Origin of the sequence: Micromonospora sp. A200 (genome assembly GCF_029893845.1) — a bacterium.
Classification (GTDB): Bacteria; Actinomycetota; Actinomycetes; order Mycobacteriales; family Micromonosporaceae; genus Micromonospora; species Micromonospora purpureochromogenes.
Genome location: NZ_JARXXY010000014.1, coordinates 18,034 through 35,304 on the forward strand (window position 1 = coordinate 18,034; position 17,271 = coordinate 35,304).

18 protein-coding genes and 1 pseudogene are annotated in these 17,271 nt (G+C 71.1%); 13 read left to right on the forward strand and 6 right to left on the reverse strand.

Going from position 1 to position 17,271, the window contains the following annotated elements; genetic code table 11:
• Positions 1–70: 70 nt before the first annotated feature.
• The 4 genes and pseudogenes from M2302_RS15325 to M2302_RS15340 all read right to left on the reverse strand — a co-directional run.
• Positions 71–372: pseudogene (locus M2302_RS15325) on the reverse strand (transposase family protein); the annotation flags it as partial.
• A gap of 102 nt (positions 373–474) precedes the next feature.
• Positions 475–1,971 carry a PQQ-binding-like beta-propeller repeat protein gene (locus M2302_RS15330; protein ID WP_348529420.1) on the reverse strand — a complete coding sequence of 499 codons (1,497 nt, stop codon included), beginning with the start codon at positions 1,969–1,971 and terminating at the stop codon, positions 475–477.
• A gap of 377 nt (positions 1,972–2,348) precedes the next feature.
• Positions 2,349–2,942 carry a flavoprotein gene (locus M2302_RS15335; RefSeq protein ID WP_280838574.1) on the reverse strand — a complete coding sequence of 198 codons (594 nt, stop codon included), beginning with the start codon at positions 2,940–2,942 and terminating at the stop codon, positions 2,349–2,351.
• 339 nt (positions 2,943–3,281) lie between these two features.
• Positions 3,282–3,536, reverse strand: coding sequence for a hypothetical protein (locus tag M2302_RS15340; RefSeq protein WP_280838575.1), 255 nt, complete (start codon positions 3,534–3,536; stop codon positions 3,282–3,284).
• Positions 3,537–3,692: 156 nt separating this feature from the next.
• Here M2302_RS15340 and M2302_RS15345 point away from each other — a divergent pair, with 156 nt between their 5' ends.
• The 10 genes from M2302_RS15345 to M2302_RS15390 all read left to right on the forward strand — a co-directional run bounded on the left by M2302_RS15345 (position 3,693) and on the right by M2302_RS15390 (position 12,166).
• Complete coding sequence (locus M2302_RS15345) at positions 3,693–4,454, forward strand: DeoR/GlpR family DNA-binding transcription regulator (RefSeq protein ID WP_280838576.1); 762 nt, start codon at positions 3,693–3,695, stop codon at positions 4,452–4,454.
• Positions 4,451–5,395 (forward strand): 1-phosphofructokinase family hexose kinase, encoded by a 945-nt coding sequence (locus tag M2302_RS15350; protein ID WP_280838577.1) that lies wholly within the window; start codon positions 4,451–4,453, stop codon positions 5,393–5,395. The genes M2302_RS15345 and M2302_RS15350 overlap by 4 nt, the downstream gene beginning before the upstream one ends.
• A gap of 64 nt (positions 5,396–5,459) precedes the next feature.
• On the forward strand, positions 5,460–6,635 hold the full coding sequence (locus M2302_RS15355) for a PTS mannitol transporter subunit IICB (protein ID WP_280838578.1): 1,176 nt from the start codon (positions 5,460–5,462) through the stop codon (positions 6,633–6,635).
• Positions 6,636–6,640: 5 nt separating this feature from the next.
• Positions 6,641–6,949, forward strand: coding sequence for a PTS lactose transporter subunit IIB (locus tag M2302_RS15360; protein WP_109943748.1), 309 nt, complete (start codon positions 6,641–6,643; stop codon positions 6,947–6,949).
• A complete protein-coding gene (locus M2302_RS15365) occupies positions 6,942–7,409 on the forward strand; it encodes a PTS sugar transporter subunit IIA (protein WP_210778998.1) in 468 nt (155 codons plus the stop codon). The genes M2302_RS15360 and M2302_RS15365 overlap by 8 nt, the downstream gene beginning before the upstream one ends.
• A complete protein-coding gene (locus tag M2302_RS15370) occupies positions 7,409–8,449 on the forward strand; it encodes a zinc-dependent dehydrogenase (RefSeq protein WP_280838579.1) in 1,041 nt (346 codons plus the stop codon). Before M2302_RS15365 ends, M2302_RS15370 begins: the two co-directional genes overlap by 1 nt.
• Before the next feature lie 42 nt (positions 8,450–8,491).
• Entirely contained in the window at positions 8,492–8,773 is a 282-nt protein-coding gene (locus M2302_RS15375; protein WP_280838580.1) for an HPr family phosphocarrier protein, read from the forward strand.
• The gene (gene ptsP / locus M2302_RS15380; protein WP_280838581.1) at positions 8,766–10,433 is read left to right on the forward strand and encodes a phosphoenolpyruvate--protein phosphotransferase; all 1,668 of its coding nucleotides are present in this window, start codon (positions 8,766–8,768) and stop codon (positions 10,431–10,433) included. The genes M2302_RS15375 and ptsP overlap by 8 nt, the downstream gene beginning before the upstream one ends.
• Positions 10,434–10,591: 158 nt before the next feature.
• Positions 10,592–11,290: an SDR family NAD(P)-dependent oxidoreductase gene (locus tag M2302_RS15385; protein WP_280838582.1), complete on the forward strand. Its 699-nt coding sequence runs from the start codon at positions 10,592–10,594 to the stop codon at positions 11,288–11,290.
• Positions 11,291–11,320: 30 nt separating this feature from the next.
• A complete protein-coding gene (locus M2302_RS15390; protein WP_280838583.1) occupies positions 11,321–12,166 on the forward strand; it encodes an NAD(P)-dependent oxidoreductase in 846 nt (281 codons plus the stop codon).
• A 376-nt stretch (positions 12,167–12,542) separates the two neighbouring features.
• Here M2302_RS15390 and M2302_RS15395 read toward each other — a convergent pair whose 3' ends face one another.
• Positions 12,543–12,746: a TetR/AcrR family transcriptional regulator gene (locus M2302_RS15395; protein ID WP_280838584.1), complete on the reverse strand. Its 204-nt coding sequence runs from the start codon at positions 12,744–12,746 to the stop codon at positions 12,543–12,545.
• A complete protein-coding gene (locus M2302_RS15400) occupies positions 12,747–13,781 on the reverse strand; it encodes a LacI family DNA-binding transcriptional regulator (RefSeq protein ID WP_280838585.1) in 1,035 nt (344 codons plus the stop codon). It lies immediately after the preceding gene.
• 236 nt (positions 13,782–14,017) lie between these two features.
• On the opposite strand from M2302_RS15400, the gene M2302_RS15405 reads away from it, so the two are divergent.
• Genes M2302_RS15405 through M2302_RS15415 form a run of 3 tightly spaced genes read left to right on the forward strand, consistent with a single transcriptional unit; the run spans position 14,018 to position 17,201 of the window.
• Positions 14,018–15,124 carry an amino acid ABC transporter substrate-binding protein gene (locus M2302_RS15405; protein ID WP_280838586.1) on the forward strand — a complete coding sequence of 369 codons (1,107 nt, stop codon included), beginning with the start codon at positions 14,018–14,020 and terminating at the stop codon, positions 15,122–15,124.
• A 6-nt stretch (positions 15,125–15,130) separates the two neighbouring features.
• Complete coding sequence (locus M2302_RS15410) at positions 15,131–16,018, forward strand: branched-chain amino acid ABC transporter permease (RefSeq protein ID WP_280838587.1); 888 nt, start codon at positions 15,131–15,133, stop codon at positions 16,016–16,018.
• Positions 16,002–17,201, forward strand: coding sequence for a branched-chain amino acid ABC transporter permease (locus M2302_RS15415; RefSeq protein WP_280838588.1), 1,200 nt, complete (start codon positions 16,002–16,004; stop codon positions 17,199–17,201). Before M2302_RS15410 ends, M2302_RS15415 begins: the two co-directional genes overlap by 17 nt.
• The last annotated feature ends 70 nt before the right edge of the window (positions 17,202–17,271 follow it).

Consider the following 17,271-nt stretch of genomic DNA (forward strand, 5'->3'; position numbering starts at 1 on the left):
GGCTCCAGTCGCTTCGCGGAGTCGGAGTCTCCGCTGGTAGTGGCTGATGTGGCGTAGCAGCCGATCGCTTCGGTCGGGAGTGGTGCCGTTTGAACGGGGTCCGGACGCTGCCACGTGCACCTTGGTACGCCTTGTCGGCGAACGTCATCACCTTTGACCTGGCCAAGGTGTCGATGATGTCGTGGGTGCGGGCTGCGGTCAGGTCATGGGGGAGCCGGGCAGGGCTGGCGACGCCCACACCAGTCGGCCGGCCGGGTCCGCGATGACCTGCACGTTCATGCCGTGCCGTTTATGTTTGCCGTAGTAGTAGGTCTTCTGGTCGGCGATCCGGTCGATCGGGATCAGGGTGCCGTCGAGGATCGCGTAGGCGAGCAGGTGACGACTGGCGCCACCGACCGCCATCGGCTCGCGAGGTAGCCGATGCCGACTTGAGCGAGAAGATGAGGCGATCCACGCGATTTCGCGGCAGGCCGTTCAGGCCGGACCCATCCCGCCGCTGACCGGGGGCATACAGGGCTGGCTGGACCGCGGCACCAACACAAGCCCTTTTCCGGTGGCGGCTGTGGTTTCGGGGTCGGCGCTGGAGTCCAGCCGGGTGCTCCAGCGCTGAGCGCCAGTCGCCGCCTCAAACACCGACAGCTGGGTGCCCCGCCGTACCACCACGGCATCCTCGCCGACCATCAGGCGGGGCACGAAGAGGTCCTTTCCAGTGCCGTACGACGCCGTCCAACGTTCGGCACCGGAGCGTGCGTCGAGGGCCACGAGGCGGCCAGTGGCTGACGCATAGAACACTTGGCCGCCGTCTGCGGCGATCCCGGTCTGCGGCAGACCGTCTTGGTTTGGCGGTAGATCTTTTGTCGTCCACAGCGGCTTTCCGCTACGGAGGTCCCGCCCGACCAGACGTGTTGTCTGGCCATGTGGGCTGTCCATTGGTCCGCCCTGCAGCGCGGCGAGTGTGTCCACACTGTCGGTGACATAGCGCCGCGCGGTCGAATCCACCGTTCCGACCGCATCTCGCCACAGCTCCCGCCCACTGCCGGCATCCAGCGCCGCGACGCTGAAGCTTCCGGCGGTCGCCAGCTCGACAACAAACGTTGATCCCGCGCCGAGGACGAACGCCCGCCCGCCCGGCCGCCAATCACCCCAGGCCGCCTCTGGGATTGACTGGGTCCACCGCTGCGCGCCGCTCGCCAGATCCAGGCCGGTATAGGCGGTTTGCGTCCCGACGAGCACCACGCCGTCGGCGATGGCGGCCGGCGCCCCAGCCACCCGTGTACGCCACCGCTCGCTGCCGTCGCGTGCGTCTATCGCTTGGATGTAGCCATCTGGGGCTGGCACGACGGCCACTCCGTCAGCGATCATCGGTGGGTCGCCCATGGCGTCCGCGCCGCCGCAGATCCCACCCTCGGTCGCCACGTACCACAATTGCCGGCCGCTGCGGGGGTCAAGAGCCACCAACCTCCCCGCCGGAGACTTATACGACCGACCGGTCTGGACGAGAACCCGATCGGCTCCGAAAGTGGGTGTGCTCGCCCCGTTCGCGGCCTCCAGCTCGGCGGTCCACACCGGCCTGCCGGTCACTACATCAAAGGCCGTCACCGTCGCCGGGCCGTGACCGGATCGATAATCGGAGGTGGCCGAGCATCCGGTTCCGCTGGTCAACACCGCCCCAAGCACGAGTAGGCCAAGTACTGACCCGCGCCGACGCGGTTTCCTACCCCGCCGCCTCAGGGTTAGAAGCCCAACGAACAGCGTGAAGACCAGCGGCCCGAAGGCCACCCAGGGCATCTGGCCCTCGAACCACCCCTGTCCCACAGCCTCGAGCCAGTCAAAACCAAGCAGAGCCCCAAAACGCGATCCGGGCCCGGCCAGGCAGCCTCCGACGCATGCCAAAAGGATGCTCCCGACCGGCCACCAGTGTTCCGCGGACCGCTCGGGCGACCGTTGCTCCTGCCTATCCGGATGGGCCATCACCCCTCCTACCAGCAGCCCAGGTCAGTGGTGACCCCGTGTCCAACCTCCCGGTGACGATCACCGTGGCCGCTATCGGAACTCGACTCAGTCAAGGACCCGAGTCTCAGCCTCAGGACCTGGCGACTAGTCCAGTACATCGCTACGGACACCCGCATGACATCGGTTAAGCGTTCAGAGCCCGGGACCAGGCGAGCGCGTCTCCGCTCGCGCGATGACCCAACTGCGGGCCGAGCAAGGCGGCGAGAAGGCGGCGAAAAGCCGAGCAACGCATCCGACCGGGCGATAGCAGACCACGTATGAGCTGCCGGGGCAGGCCCCAGCCCTCGTGGGACGAGGGCAGGCGGACTACCCGTTCATGGCTGCATGATGAGGCGCTAGCCGGACTGCCGCGCCAAGTCGTCGGCGCTGCGCTGTCGCTCTCCGGTGGGCTGCCCGGGGATCCGGGCGAACCGCGTCCAGGCGGAGATCACTTGCACGGCGGCTTGCCACGGAACCGCGTCGGCGACCTCGGAGGGCTCGGCGGGCCGGGTCACCGTCACGCCCCAGTGCCGCAGCCGCTCCAGGCTCTCCAGGAATGCGGGGTGCCGGGCGAGCGCCGGATCCGGGGCCGGCACGGCGACGACCGGCAGGCCGACGGCGATCGCCTCGTTGAGCAGCCGCAGGCCCAGGTTGTCGTTGAGGCCGTACGCCCACTTGTTCACCAGGTCGAAGCTGGCGGGCACGACGGCGAAGGCGTCGGCCGGCGGCAGGGGATGGAGCGTCTCCGGCTGGTCGTCCTCGCGTACCGGATGGTGGGTGAGGTCGGCGAGCCCGTCCCGGTCGATCGAGTCGACCGCGTCCGGGGTGGCGATGAGGTGGACCTCCCACCTCAACTCCTGGCAGGCCGTGATGAACGGTCCGAGCTCGACGGCGGGCTCGGCGTGGCAAACGATGAGGTGCAGGACAGGCGATCGCAACTTCCCGGGCATGGCGCTCCTGTCGGCTGAGATGTCCCGTGCGCCAGTCGTGGCGAGAGCCGGCTGCGCGCCGGGATGTCGATCGCCTGCGTCACCGGCGATCTCGCCGATCGAGTGGCTCCGGATGTCCGTGTGGATCCCGGAGCCGAGAGTATCGAGCCGGCCGCGAACGCGAGCCGCTATCCAGTGAACCGGCTGGATGGATCTGGCGCCGCTCCATCCGAGGAGCTGACCGAGCGGTCGGCCGGGGCGTCCTTAAGTGGAGGATTCGGCGGCGCGCCGCCGGGAATCAGGTCGCGGAGCAGGACGTGCAGGCGGTTGAGGACGCGAATGCTTTCACCGGCCAGGTCGTCACGGCGTTCGGCCAGCGACCACCGCGCGCAACCGCTTGTGGCGCATGGCGGCGTGCGCGACGCTGGCGGCGTCGGCGGGATCGCTCTTGCGGGCACCGCCGATGTCCAGCAGCCGGGCGCGAGCGGCGAGCGTGGCCGGCACGTCGACGACGTCTTCGCCGCCAACGGCGAGCAGTTGGGCGATGCCGCGGCCAAGACCGGCGGCGCCTTCCACGGCAAACAGCCGCTGCGGCCAGCGGGCGGCCCACCCCATCAACTGGTATGTGCCGAGGTATATCGATCTGTTCCTCAATCTCAGGTACCGCTTCGGTCAAACTTGCGGAGTTGGCGGGTGAGACCTCTTGACTATCCAACACGATCGGGCGTAAACACAGAGGAAGTCACATCGAAACGGCGGTGAAACCAAGCGATGTACGCCGAGGAACGGCAGCAGGAGATCCTCCGCAGAGCCCGGGCCCAGGGCCGGGTCGACGTCATGGTGCTGGCCGAGGAACTGGCGGTGACCAGCGAGACCATCCGGCGGGACCTGACCGCGTTGGAGCGTGCGGGGGTGCTGCGCCGCGTACACGGCGGCGCGATCCCGGTCGAACGCCTCGGTTTCGAGCCCGCGCTCGCCGCCCGGGACGCGGTGCTGACCGCCGAGAAGGAGCGCATCGCCAAGGCCGCGCTCGCCGAGGTCCCGGAGGACGGGGCGATCATCATCGACGCCGGCTCGACCACCGGGCGGCTGGCCCAGGTGCTGAACACGGAGCGCGAGCTGACCGTGATCGTCAACGCCCCGCCACTGGCCACCCTGCTGGCCGCCCGACCGAACCTCAACGTGATCATGCTCGGCGGCCGGGTCCGGAGCCGAACCATGGCGACGGTCGACGACTGGGCCATGCAGGCGCTCTCCCAGATCTACGTCGACGTGGCCTTCATGGCGACCAACGGCTGCTCGGTCGAGCGCGGGCTCACCACGCCGGATCCGGCCGAGGCCGCCGTTAAGCGGGCGATGATCGCCTCGGCCCGGCGTACGGTTCTGCTCGCCGACCACACCAAGTTCGGCGACGACTACCTCGCGCGCTTCGGCCAACTCGCGGACGTCGACCTCATCATCACCGACACCGGGCTGAGCGCCGCCGCCGCAGGCGGGCTGCAGCACGCCGGTCCGGAGGTGATCCGGGCATGATCCTCACCGTCACCCTCAACCCGAGCCTGGACCGGGCCGTCGCCATCGAGTCCCTGGTGCGGGGCGAGGTGCTGCGCGCCGCACCCGCACACTTCGACCCGGGCGGCAAGGGAGTCAACGTCTCCCGGGCCCTGCTCGCCAACGGCGTGCCGTCGCGGGCGGTCATCCCGTGCGGCGGCCCCGAGGGGGAGCAGCTGGTGCGGCTGCTGGCGGCGGAGGGCGTACCCATGATCGCCGTACCGATTGCTGGCCGGACCAGGTCCAACATCACGCTGGCCGAGCCGGACGGCACGATCACGAAGATCAACGAGCCCGGCCCAGCGCTCTCCGGCGCCGAGCTGAAGGCGGTCGTCGAGGTGGTGCTCTCCGCCGCCGGCTCGGCCGACTGGGCGGTGGTCTGCGGGAGCATCCCGCCGTCCCTGCCGGTCGAGGAGTTCAGCGAGCTCTGCTCCCGACTGATCGAAGCAGGCGTCCGGCTCGCAGTCGACACCAGCGGCCCGGCGCTGGTCGCCGCCGCGGCAGCGGGGGCGTCGCTGATCAAGCCCAACCGGGAGGAACTCGCCCAGGCCACCGGGCGGGCCGTCAACTCGACCGAAGACGTCGTCGCCGCCGCCCAGCAGCTGCGCGCCCTGGGTGCCCAGGCGGTGCTGGCCAGCCTCGGCCCGGAGGGCGCCGTGCTGGTCGACGAGGACGGCGTCATCACCGGAATCTCACCCGTCGCCGAGCCCCGCAGCAACGTCGGGGCCGGGGATGCCCTGCTCGCCGGCTTCCTGGCCGGCGGTACCGCCGGGGCAGCGGCGCTCGCCGAGGGCCTCGCGTGGGCCGCGGCGGCGGTCAGCCTGCCGGGCAGCCGGATGCCCGGACCCGGCGACCTGTGCCGCGACCACGTCCACATCCACCACCGGCCGGACCTGGTCCGGCAGCTGCTCACCCGGGACTGACTGACCCAACCCCCAACCCCCCCACCACCGGCACATCAGCCGGCAGTCGAACAGGAGGCCTCCCATGGCCACGGATTACACCCCCGCCGTCACAGGTACCGGCATCAAGGCCGGGATTCAGCGGGTCGGCGGCTACCTCGCCGGCATGGTCATGCCCAACATCGGCGCGTTCATCGCCTGGGGTCTGATCACCGCGCTCTTCATCCCCACCGGCTGGATACCCAACGCCCACCTCGCCCAGCTCGTCGGCCCGATGATCACCGTCCTGCTTCCGGTGCTGATCGGCTACACCGGTGGCCGGCTGGTGCACGGCCAGCGCGGCGCCGTCGTCGGTGCCGTCGCCACGATGGGCATCGTGGTCGGCAGCGAGGTGCCGATGTTCCTCGGCGCCATGATGGCCGGCCCGCTCGCCGCGTACCTGGTCAAGCTCTTCGACAACGCCTTCGAGCACCGCATCAAGGCCGGCTTCGAGATGCTGGTCAACAACTTCTCGGCCGGAATCATCGGCGGTGGCATGGCGCTGGTCGGGGTCTGGGTGATCGGCCCGGTCGTCCGCTCCATCACCACCCTCGCCGGTCACGGTGTCGACTGGCTCGTCGGGCACAACCTGCTGCCGGTCGCCTCGGTCCTGGTCGAGCCGGCGAAGGTGCTCTTCCTCAACAACGCCATCAACCATGGCGTTCTCGGCCCGCTGGGTGTCGCGCAGGCGACCGAGACGGGCAAGTCCATCCTCTTCATGATCGAGTCCAACCCCGGCCCGGGCCTGGGGCTGCTCCTGGCCTTCCTGTTCTTCGGGCCCCGCGCGCTGCGCCCCAGCGTCCCGGCCGCGATCATCATCCACTTCCTCGGCGGCATCCACGAGATCTACTTCCCGTACGTGCTGATGAAGCCGCGGCTCATCCTCGCGATGATCGCCGGTGGCGCCGCTGGAGTCACCACCTTCATGATCACCGATGCCGGCCTGGTCGCCACCCCGTCACCGGGAAGCGTCTTCGCCTACGCCGCCGTCACGCCTCGTGGCGGCTGGTTCGGAGTCGTCCTCGGCATCCTGATCGCGGCGGCGGTCACCTTCTTCGTGGCGGCGGCGTTGCTCGGCTTCGGTCGACTCAACGGCGACGCCCAGGCGGAACAGCCGGGCACCGGGGACGCCGAGGCCACGGTCCCGCCGGGCGGCGAGGCGCCGCGCCAGACCGCCGGGGCGGCCGCAACCGCAAACTCCACCGCAGTTTCGGAGGCGTGAACCAGATGAGCACAATTCAGGGAAGCGACATCCACAAGATCGTGGTGGCCTGCGACGCCGGGATGGGCAGCAGCGTGATGCTCGCCAGCCAGCTGCGCAAACAGCTCAGCAAGCACTCGGTGGCCGTGGAGCACACCCAGGTCGATCACATCCCCGCCGACGCCGATCTGGTCGTCGTGCACACCGGGCTGGCCGCACGTGCCCGGGCGAACGCGCCCGAGAAGGTCATCGTGCCCTTCCAGGTGTTCATCGGCGATCCGGCGGTGGCGAAGGTGGTCGCCGCGGTCAAGAACGGCGGCGCGGTCGATGGCTGAGGTGGCAAGCGGGGACCTTGCCGCGCTGCTCGACCACCGGGCGATCCGGCTCGACGAGACCGCCGCCAACCGGGAGGACGCGATCCAGCGCAGCGGTGCGGTGCTGGTCGAGATCGGGGCCGTCGACCCGTCCTACGTCGAGGCGATGCTGGCGCGGGAGCGGTCGGTCTCGACGTACATGGGGGAGGGGGTGGCGATCCCGCACGGCACGCTCGCCGGCAAGGACGCCGTACACCGTGACGCGCTCGCGGTGCTCCGCTTCCCCGCCGGCGTGGACTGGGGCGGCGAGCAGGCCGTGCTCTGCGTGGCGATCGCCGCCCGCGGCGACGGTCACGTCGCGATCCTGGCCCAGCTGGCCGAGGTCCTGCTGGATCCGGAGCGGGCCCGGGCGTTGCGCGAGGCCACCGAGGCCGACGAGATTCTCCGGCTGCTCACGCCGGTCGACGAGGAGACAGACTGATGAAGGTTGTTCGCTTCCACGCTCCGGGTGACGTGCGGATCGAGGACGCACCCGAACCGACCCAGGGACCGGGCGAGGTCAAGATCCGGGTACGCAACTGCTCCACCTGCGGCACGGACGTGAAGATCTGGCGATTCGGCCACCACCACATCGACCCGCCCCGGGTGATGGGCCACGAAATCGCGGGCGAGGTCACCGAGGTCGGCGCCGACGTGACCGGCTGGCAACCCGGTGACCGAGTCCAGGTCATCGCCGCGATCCCGTGCGGGCGCTGCGACCAGTGCCGCCGCGGCCGGATAACCGTCTGCCCCAACCAGGAGTCGATCGGCTACCACTACGACGGCGGCTTCGCCCAGTACATGGTCGTCCCGGCCAAGGTGCTCGCCGTCGACGGCCTGAACCGGATCCCGGACGGAGTCAGCTTCGCCGAGGCGTCGGTGACCGAGCCGCTGGCCTGCGTCCTCAACGGCCAGGAACTCGCCCGGGTCGGCGAGGGCGACGACGTCGTCATCATCGGCTCCGGCCCGATCGGCTGCCTGCACGTACGGCTCGCCCGGGCCCGCGGTGCCGCCCGGGTCACCCTGGTCGACCTCAACCGGGACCGGCTGGACATGGCGGCGGCGCTCGTCGCGCCCGACGCCACGATCTGCGCCGCGGAGACCGACCCGGTCGACGCGGTCCTCAAGCTGACCGACGGCGCCGGAGCCGATGTCGTCATCACCGCGGCGGCCTCCGGCGCGGCGCAGGAGCAGGCACTGCAGATGGTCGGCCGCCAGGGCCGGATCAGCTTCTTCGGCGGCCTGCCCAAGGACAAGCCGGTCATCGCCCTCGACGCCAACCTGGTGCACTACCGCGAGCTGACCATCGTCGGCGCCAACGGGTCCAGCCCGGCGCACAACAAGGCGGCGCTGCAGCTGATCGCCAGCGGTGCGGTGCCGGTCGCGGATCTGATCACGGACCGGCTGCCGCTGGAGAACGCCCTCGAGGCATTCGACATCGTCTCCCGCGGCGCCGGCATCAAAGTCACCATCGAGCCCTGACCGGCTCGGATCCACCCGGATCCATCGCCCCTAGGAGTCGTCATGCCCGAACGTACCGTCCCCGTCGGGTCGACCAGCGGGCTGCACGCCCGCCCCGCCGCCCTCTTCGTCGCGGCCGCCGCCGCCCAGCCCGTCGCGGTCAGCGTCCGGCTGCCGGGCGGCCGGCCGGTTCCCGCCCGCAGCATGCTCTCGGTGCTGTCACTCGGTGCCACCCACGGCACCGAGCTGATCCTCGCCGCCGAGGGCGACGGGGCGGAGGCCGCTCTGGACGCGCTCGCCGACCTGCTGCGCCGCAACCTCGACGAGGAGCCGGTCGATGCCTGAGCGGCTGACCGGCATCGGGGTCAGCCCCGGCGTGACCGCCGGTCCGCTGCTGCGGGTGGCCCCGGCGCCCCGGCTGCCGGAGCCGACCGCCGTCGCCGACGTCGAGGCGGAGCTGGCGCGGGCCGACTCGGCCCTCGCCGCGGTCGCCGCCGAGCTGCGCCGCCGCGCCGATGCCGCGCGGCGGCCGGAGGCGGCCGAGATCCTCCGGGCCCAGGCGATGATGGCCGAAGACCCGGTCCTGCGCGAGACGATCGCCGACGTGATCCGGGACGGTCGGGACGCCGCGCACGCGATCACCGACGCCTTCGCCGAACACCGCCGGGCGTTCCAGGCGGCCGGCGGCTACCTCGCCGAGCGGGTCACCGACCTGGACGACGTCCGGGACCGCGCGGTCGCCGCGAGCCTCGGGCGGCCGATGCCCGGCGTCCCGGCCCCGGGTCACCCGTACGTGCTGGCCGCGCGCGATCTCGCACCGGCCGACACAGCGGACCTCGACCCGGAGCAGGTGCTCGCACTGGTCACCGAGGCGGGCGGCCCGACCAGCCACACCGCCATCCTGGCCCGGTCACTCGGCCTGCCCGCGGTGGTCTCCTGCGCCGGCGCGCTGAGCGTGCCCGATGGAACGGTGGTCCGGGTGGACGGCGGTTCCGGCGAGGTGCTCACCGATGTCGATGAGTCGCTCGTGGCGGCCACTCGCGCCGCGGCGGCCGCCCGGCGCGATCGAGCCACCCCGAGCCGGGGACCCGGCCGCACCGCCGACGGGCGCGCGGTGAAGCTGCTGGTGAACATCGGCTCGGCGGCCCAGTTGCGCGGCGACGAGGCCGCCGGGGCCGAGGGCGTCGGGCTTTTCCGTACCGAGCTGCTCTTCCTCGACCGCAGCACGCTGCCCGGCCTGGACGAGCAGGTTCGGGCGTACGCCGAGGTCTTCGCGGCGATGGCGGGCCGCCCGGTGGTGATCCGGACGCTGGACGCCGGCGCCGACAAGCCGCTGCCCTTCCTCGACCAGGCCGGCGAGCCCAACCCGGCCCTCGGCGTCCGCGGTCTGCGGGTCGCCCGACGCCGACCCGAGGTGCTCCGGGTCCAGCTCGAAGCGATCGACCTGGCCGCCCAGCGGACCGGCGCCGACGTCCGGGTGATGGCGCCGATGGTGGCCACCGCCGCCGAGGCCCGCGAGTTCGCCATGATCGCGCGCGCCGCCGGCCTCAGCAACGTCGGCGTCATGGTGGAGGTGCCGGCGGCGGCGCTGCGCGCCCCGCAACTGCTCGACCAGGTCGACTTCCTCAGCATCGGCACCAATGACCTGAGCCAGTACGTCTTCGCCGCCGACCGGCAGTGCGGCGACCTGGCTGAGCTGCTCGATCCGTGGCAGCCGGCGCTGCTGCAGCTGATCGCCGCCTGCGCGACCGCCGGGGGCGCAGCCGGGAAGCCGGTCGGCGTCTGCGGGGAGGCTGCCGCCGATCCGCTGCTCGCGGTGGTGCTCGCCGGCCTCGGCGTGACCAGCCTGTCGACGTCACCGCGGGCCCTGGCGCCCGTGCGGGCGGCGCTGGCCGCGCACACCCTTGCCGACTGCGCCCGACTGGCCAAGCTCGCACTGGCCGCCGAGGATGCCGAGCAGGCACGGGTCACCGTCCGGAGCGAGGCCAGGCCGGTGCCGGACTGATGCGGCAACCCGCCGGAAGCCGTCGGAGATCTCCCGTGTGACACGATCTCCGACGGCTGTCTTGACCGGCAACGTGCAACGCCCGACCGCGCACCCCCGCCCCCACATCGAAGCGCGAGCACGACCTGGACGCCAGGGAGAGCTGCGCAACTGCGTGCGTGACGATCACCCGGCCGGCCCGGATGTCGATGTGGGGCTGTCGAGCCAATTCGGTACGCCGTTTCGTGGCCCGCTGGGACCAGCCGCTGCACATCCTGGTCAACAACGCCGGGATCATGGCGCTGCCCGAGTTGGAGCGCACCCGGCAAGGTTGGGAGTTGCAGTTCGCCACCAACTACCTCGGGCACTTCGCGCTTACCGTCGGACTGCACGAGGCCCTGGCCGCCGCGCGCGGCGCCCGGGTGGTCTCGGTGGCCTCCACCGGGCACCTGTTCTCGCCGGTGGTCTTCGACGACCTGCACTACGCCTTCCGGCCCTACGACCCGCTGACCCCGTACGCCCAGTCGAAGACCGCGGATGTCCTGCTGGCCGTGGAGGCGGACCGGCGCTGGTCGGGGGAGGGCATCCGGGCGAACGCGCTGAACCCGGGCGCGATCGCGACCGGGCTGCAAAAGCACACCGGCGGGCTGAAGACGCCGCCGGAGCGGCGCAAGACCCCGCAGCAGGGGGCCGCGACGTCGGTGCTGCTGGCGGCGTCGCCGCTGCTGGACGGCGTCGGCGGCCGGTACTTCGACGACTGCGCCGAGGCGCCCGTGGTCACCGCGCGGACCGCAGACTTCCGGGGCGTGGCCGCGTACGCCCTGGACCCGGGCAACGCCGAGCGGCTCTGGGACGAGTCGCTGAAGCTGATCGGCTGAACCGGACACCCCGCACGAACGGAGACGACAATGACCGCAGCGGGATTCGTCGGCCTGAGCGACCAGGGCACCCCGATGGCGCGCGCCATCGCCGACGGCGGCTACGACCTGCACGTGTGGGCACGCCGGCCGGCGTCGCTGGAGTCGCTGACCGGAACCACGTACACCCGGCACGACAGCGTGGCCGAACCGGCCGTAGCCGTGGACGTGCTGCTGCTCTGCTTGCGCGACGACGCCAACATCGCCGATCTGCTCGAACACCGGCGGCTGCTGGACGGGTTGCGGCCGGGCAGCGTGGTGGTCAACCACGGCACCGGCGACCCGGGCGCCAACGTCGCACTCGGCGAGCGGTTCGCCGCGCACGGGGTGGCCTACCTGGACGCCCCGGTCAGCGGCGGCGGGCCCGGCGCTCGGGCGCGGACGCTGACCACGTTCGTCGGCGGCGACCCCGAGGCGTTCCAGCGGTGCCGGCCGGTTTTCGAGACGTTCTCCCGCACGGTCGTGCACCTCGGGCCGGTAGGCACCGGGCAGCTGACGAAGCTGCTGAACAACGCGATGACCATGAGCAACCTGAAGAACGCGGCCGACATGTTACGCATCGCCAGCGCCCTGAAGCTGGACATCAAGGCGCTGGTCCGGGCAATCTCGGTGAGCAGCGGCGCCAGCTTCATGCTGAGCGCGCTGGCCACCGAGATCACCCCGGACATCGCCGGACACCTACAGGGCCTGATGCGCAAGGACATCGCGCACTTCGCCGACGCGGTGCGGGCACGGGGGATCGACCCCGACGAGCTTCGCGACCGGGGCCTGGCCGGCGCGGAGAGCCTGGTCGAGGCGGTAGACATCGTCGCCGGCCGCGCGGCCGGGACGGCGTAGTCCGCGCGGGGACGGTGGCGCGGCACCGTCGGGTACGGCGCCGCGTCGTCCCTGGTGGTCCGCTCGAAGGCGGCCGGCAAGGTCGCCTTTCGCGCACGACCTGGCGCCGTCGCCGTACTGTTGCCGCTCGCCGCAGATCCGGTCCCAGACGTGCGGATGATGGTCGGCTGGCACCTCGGCCGACTGGGCGGCCGGCAGCCGAATCAACATTGCGGATGCTGCTTCCCGACCCTGACGAGGGGGTGCGGAAGGTCGCGGCCCGCGGTCTCGCGAATCTGATCAGCGAGTAGTCGCACACGCTATTCGGCTTCCTATCTACTGGTGCGACGACCTTGGTCCGGCCAGGGTTGGTCGAGGTGACCGGCGGGTCGCTCTCTCATCGGCTGCCCGCTGTGACCACGGTGGCGATCCGCTCGAGCGCCCGGTCCAGCACTGCGGCCGCGACGTCGCGCTTGTTCCCGAAGTACCGGTATACGGTGCCGTGCCCGATGCCCAGCTCGCCGGCGAGGTCGGCAATGCCGGCGGCGGCGTAGCCCTTGCGGACGTAACGCCCGGTGTCGGCACCGGCCGGTCTCGACACTCAGCGCGGCGGTACGGGGCCGGTCGAGTCGCGTACCACCAGGGCGTGCCCGGTCGACCGGCGCCGGGGGCGGGTCGAGGGGGGCTTGAGCGCGAGGGTGAGCGCCATCCGCCCCATGTCGGTCATCGGCAGCCGGACGGTGGTGAGGCTGGGTGCGAGGTCGGCGGCGACGGAGATGTCGTCGAAGCCGACGACCGACATCCGCTCGGGCACGGGGACGCGGTGCGCGCGGAGCGTCGACAGCACCCCGATCGCCATCGCGTCGTTGAGCGCGATGATCGCGGTCGTCTCCGGGTGGTCGCGCAGGATCTGCTCAGCGGCCACCCGACCGCCGTCCCGGGTGAAATCGGAGTGGACGACGGGGAGGCTGTCGAGAGAGAGCCCGCGCTGTCGCAGGGCGGACGAGACCCCGGCGAGCCGGTCGGCGACCGTGGTGAGTCCCGCCGTGCCGGCGGCGACCGCGATGCGCCGGTGCCCGAGCTCCAGCAGGTGCTCGGCGAGCGCCCGGCCGCCGGCCTCGTTGTCGGGCCGCACGGCGTCGACGCCGAGCGCGTGCCGGCCGATGACGGCGACCCGGCCGCCGAGGCTCTGGAACTCCGACAGCTCGGCCCGCGCCTCGGCCTCCACCCGGGGGTCGTCGTAGCCGGACCCGGCGATCAGGATGATCCCCACCCGCTGCGCGATGAGGTGGCGCAGCTGCCGCAGCTCGGCTTCGGGGTCGCGGCCGGAGTGGCAGATCTGCACCAGCAGCCCCTCCTCGGCGGCGACCTGGATGACCCCACCGGCGATCTCCGAGAAGTACGGGTCGTCGACCTGGTGGACCACCAACCCCACAGTGGAGCTGGCGCCGCCGGCCAGGGTGCGGGCGTACGGGTTGGCGACGTACCCGAGCTCCCGCGAGACCTGCCGGACGCGGCTGGCTACCTCTTCGCTGACGCCGTCCCGGCCGGAGAGGGCGCGGGACGCGGTCGCCAGCGAGACCCCGGCGCGCTCGGCCACGTCGACGAGGCGCAGTCTCGGGCCAGGCTTGGGCATCGGCAACTCCCCAGAAACATCCATGTCATCTGACTGTTGCCAGTGACGCGTAACACAACCTAGTCTACGAAAGCGCTTTCGTAAGCGCTTCCGTCCCGGCAAAGGAGCGTCACGGGATGACAACCCGTTTCAGGCGAATGCAGTGGATGACAGCCCTCGGCGCGACGATGACGCTTGCGCTGGGGGCCTGCAGTGGCGACGGCGGCGGCGGATCGGCCGCCCCCGATGAACCGATTGTGATCGGGATCTCCCTCCCGCTGACCGGAGACTTCTCCGAGCCGGGCAAGGGTGTCCAGCGCGGTTACGAGGCCTGGGCCAAGATCACCAACGACAAGGGCGGCCTGCTGGGCCGCAAGGTCGAGCTGAAGATTCTCGACGACCAGTCCAACGCGGACCGCGTGGTCGCCGACTACGAGCAGCTCATCGGCAAGGATCAGGTCGACTTGGTGGTGGGTCCGTTCTCGACCCGCCTCGTCGTGCCCGCGGGCCGCGTGGCCGAGGAGTACGGCATGCTCTTCGTCGAGCCCGCGGGCGCGGCGAAGCAGGTCTTCGAGCAGGGCTTCAAGAACCTGTTCTACGCCGCTCCGGCGGTGGCCAACGACCACTACAACCACCTGGCCGAGTACATCCTCGCGTTGCCCGCGGACCAGCGGCCCAAGACCGCGGCGTACGCCGCCATGGACGACCCGTTCGCGCAGGGCACGGCGTACGGGCTGAAGGAGAAGCTCGAGGCGGCCGGTATCCGCACGGTCGTCAACGAGGTCTATCCGCCGAACACCACCGACTTCGGCAGCATCGCGGCGAAGATCGCGGCGTCGAAGGCCGACGTCCTGGTGGGCGGCTCGCAGTACCAGGACGGCGTCAACCTGATCGTCGCCCTCCAGCAGCTCAAGTACCAGCCGAAGCTCGCCGCATTCTCCACGGCGCCGACGAACCCCGAGTTCGCGAAGGCCATCGGCAACAAGACCGAGGGGATCCTCTCCCCGACCGGCTACACCCAGAAGGCGCCGTACCCGAGCAACAAGGAGTTCGTCGAGAAGTACACGGCGCAGGTCGGCTCGCCGCCGGAGGAGGACGAGGCCAACGCGTACACGACCGGCCAGGTCGTCGCGGCTGCGGTCACCGCGGTCGGCTGCGCCGAGCAGGGGGACTGCCAAAAGAGGCTGGTCGACTGGGTACGCAAGAACACCGTGGAAACGGTGGTCGGCCCGCTCTCCTGGGACGAGACGGGCAAGCCCAAGGGCGCCCACATGATCCAGCAGTGGGTGGGCGGCCAGATCCAGATCGTGCTGCCGGCCGACGCCAAGGAGACCGAGTTCGTCTACCCGAAGCCGGCCTGGTAGTCAGCGATGCCGTCCGGTGCCCTGCTCTTCCAGAGCATCATCCTGGGTCTGCTGCTGGGAGGGCTCTACGCCCTCCTGGCGGCGGGCCTGACCCTCTACTTCGGAATCATGCGGGTCGTGATGATCGCCCACTCGGCGTTCCTCATCCTCGCCGCCTACCTGGCCTGGTGGTCCCACTCCCGGCTGGGCGTCGACCCGCTGCTGTCGATGATCGTCACCGTGCCGCTCTTCTTCGGCTTCGGGGTGGCGTTGCAACGGGTGCTCCTGGCCCGGCTGCGCCCGGTCACCCTGACCATGATGTCGGTGCTGTTGACGTTCGCGATCGCGGTTCTCATCGAGGGGCTGCTCGGGTACGTGTTCAGCGGCACCCAGCGGCGCATCCAGCTCGGCTACGGCGCGGCGAGTTTCGGGCTCTTCGGGGCCCGCATCGCGGTCGTCAAGTTGATCGCGTTCGGCCTCGCCGCCGTCGCCCTGCTCACCCTCTACCTGCTGATGAAGAAGACGACGTTCGGCTGGGCGCTGCGGGCGACCATCCAGCACCGCGACGCCGCCCGGCTCATCGGCATCGAGACCGAGCGGGTCGCCGGGTACGGCTTCGGGATCGGCCTCGCCACCGCCGCGGTGGGCGGCACCGCCCTGGCCCTCGACACCACCATCTACCCCTCGCTGCACTGGCACTGGATCGGCCCGCTGATGGCCATCATCGTGGTGGGCGGGCTCGGCAGCGTACCCGGGGCCGCCATGGCCGCCATGGTGCTCGGCCTGATGCAGAGCCTGCTGCAGATTCCGCTGGGTACGACCTGGGCGCAGACGATCTTCTACCTCGCCCTGTTCGCGACCCTGGCGTTCCGGCCACAAGGATTCTTCGGAGGTCGCCTTGCCCAGCGCTTCTGAGCCGACCACGGCGCCGGCGACGGCGACCCCGGCGTCGGCGGCGAGAACAGCGGCAACAGCGACGGCGGCGGCGCGCCGGCCCGTCGGCCGGATCGTCCAGGCGGTCGCGGTCCTCGTGCTCGCCGCCGCGGTGCTGTCCTTCCCGTCCCTGGCGCCCAACCCGTACATCCTGTCGGCGGGCATCGTGGTGCTCAACTACGCGGTGCTCTCCACGTCGTGGAACTTCGTCGGCGGGTTCACCGGCTACATCTCCCTCGGTCACGGGGCGCTGGCCGGGCTGGGCGGCTATTGCACCGCCCTGCTGGTCACGAAGGCCGGGCTGCCGAGCTTCGTGGCCCTGATGGTCGCGGCACTGCTGGTGGCCGCGCTGGCCGTACCGATCGGCTTCGCGGCGCTGCGGGTGCGTGGCGCCTCGTTCGTGATCGTGTCGATCGCGCTGGTGCTGATCCTGCTGCTGGTCTTCCAGAGCTGGGCTTCGGTCACCGGTGGGTCGCGCGGGCTGGTCGTGCCACGGCCGTTCCCCGGGCTGCTGCGCCCGGAGCACCACCGGGTCTTCTACTTCCTCTTCGCCGGTCTGCTCGGACTCGCGCTGTTGGCCTGGTGGCTCATCGACCGCTCGCGGTTCGGCCTCGGGCTCAAGGCGATCCGGGAGGACGAGGACAAGGCGGAGGCGCTGGGCACGCCGACGTTCGCGTACAAGCTCGTGGTCTTCGTGGTCTCGGCGGGGTTCACCGCCCTGGCCGGTGGGCTCTACGCGCTCTGGTTCGGCGACCTCGACCCGGTCTTCCAGTTCTCCATCCTCACCGGCTCCTACATGGTGCTGATGGCGCTGCTCGGCGGCGTCCGGCACCTGTTCGGCCCGCTGGTCGGCGCACTCGTGGTCGGGACCGCGCTGGAGTACTTCAAGGTGGAGTTCGGCAACACGCCACTGCACCTGGTCGCGACCGGCCTGCTGCTCGCCCTGGTCGTGATCTTCATGCCCGACGGCGTCCTGCCGGCGATCGGCGGGCTGCTCAACCGGATGCTCCGGCCGGCGCAGAGCTCCATCCGCGAGGTCACGGCCGCGCAGCTCCGCGACCAGCGGGCGGCGGGTGCCGGTACGCAGGCGGGAGCGCGAGAGCCGGTCGACGCGGCGGCGGCCACCACGGGGGGTCGCCCGGAGCCCACCAAGGAGCGGGCATGAGCGAGCGCTGCGAGCGAATCATCAGGCACAGTGCGGTGGAGCCTCATGCCGTCGCCGACCGCAGGGAGGT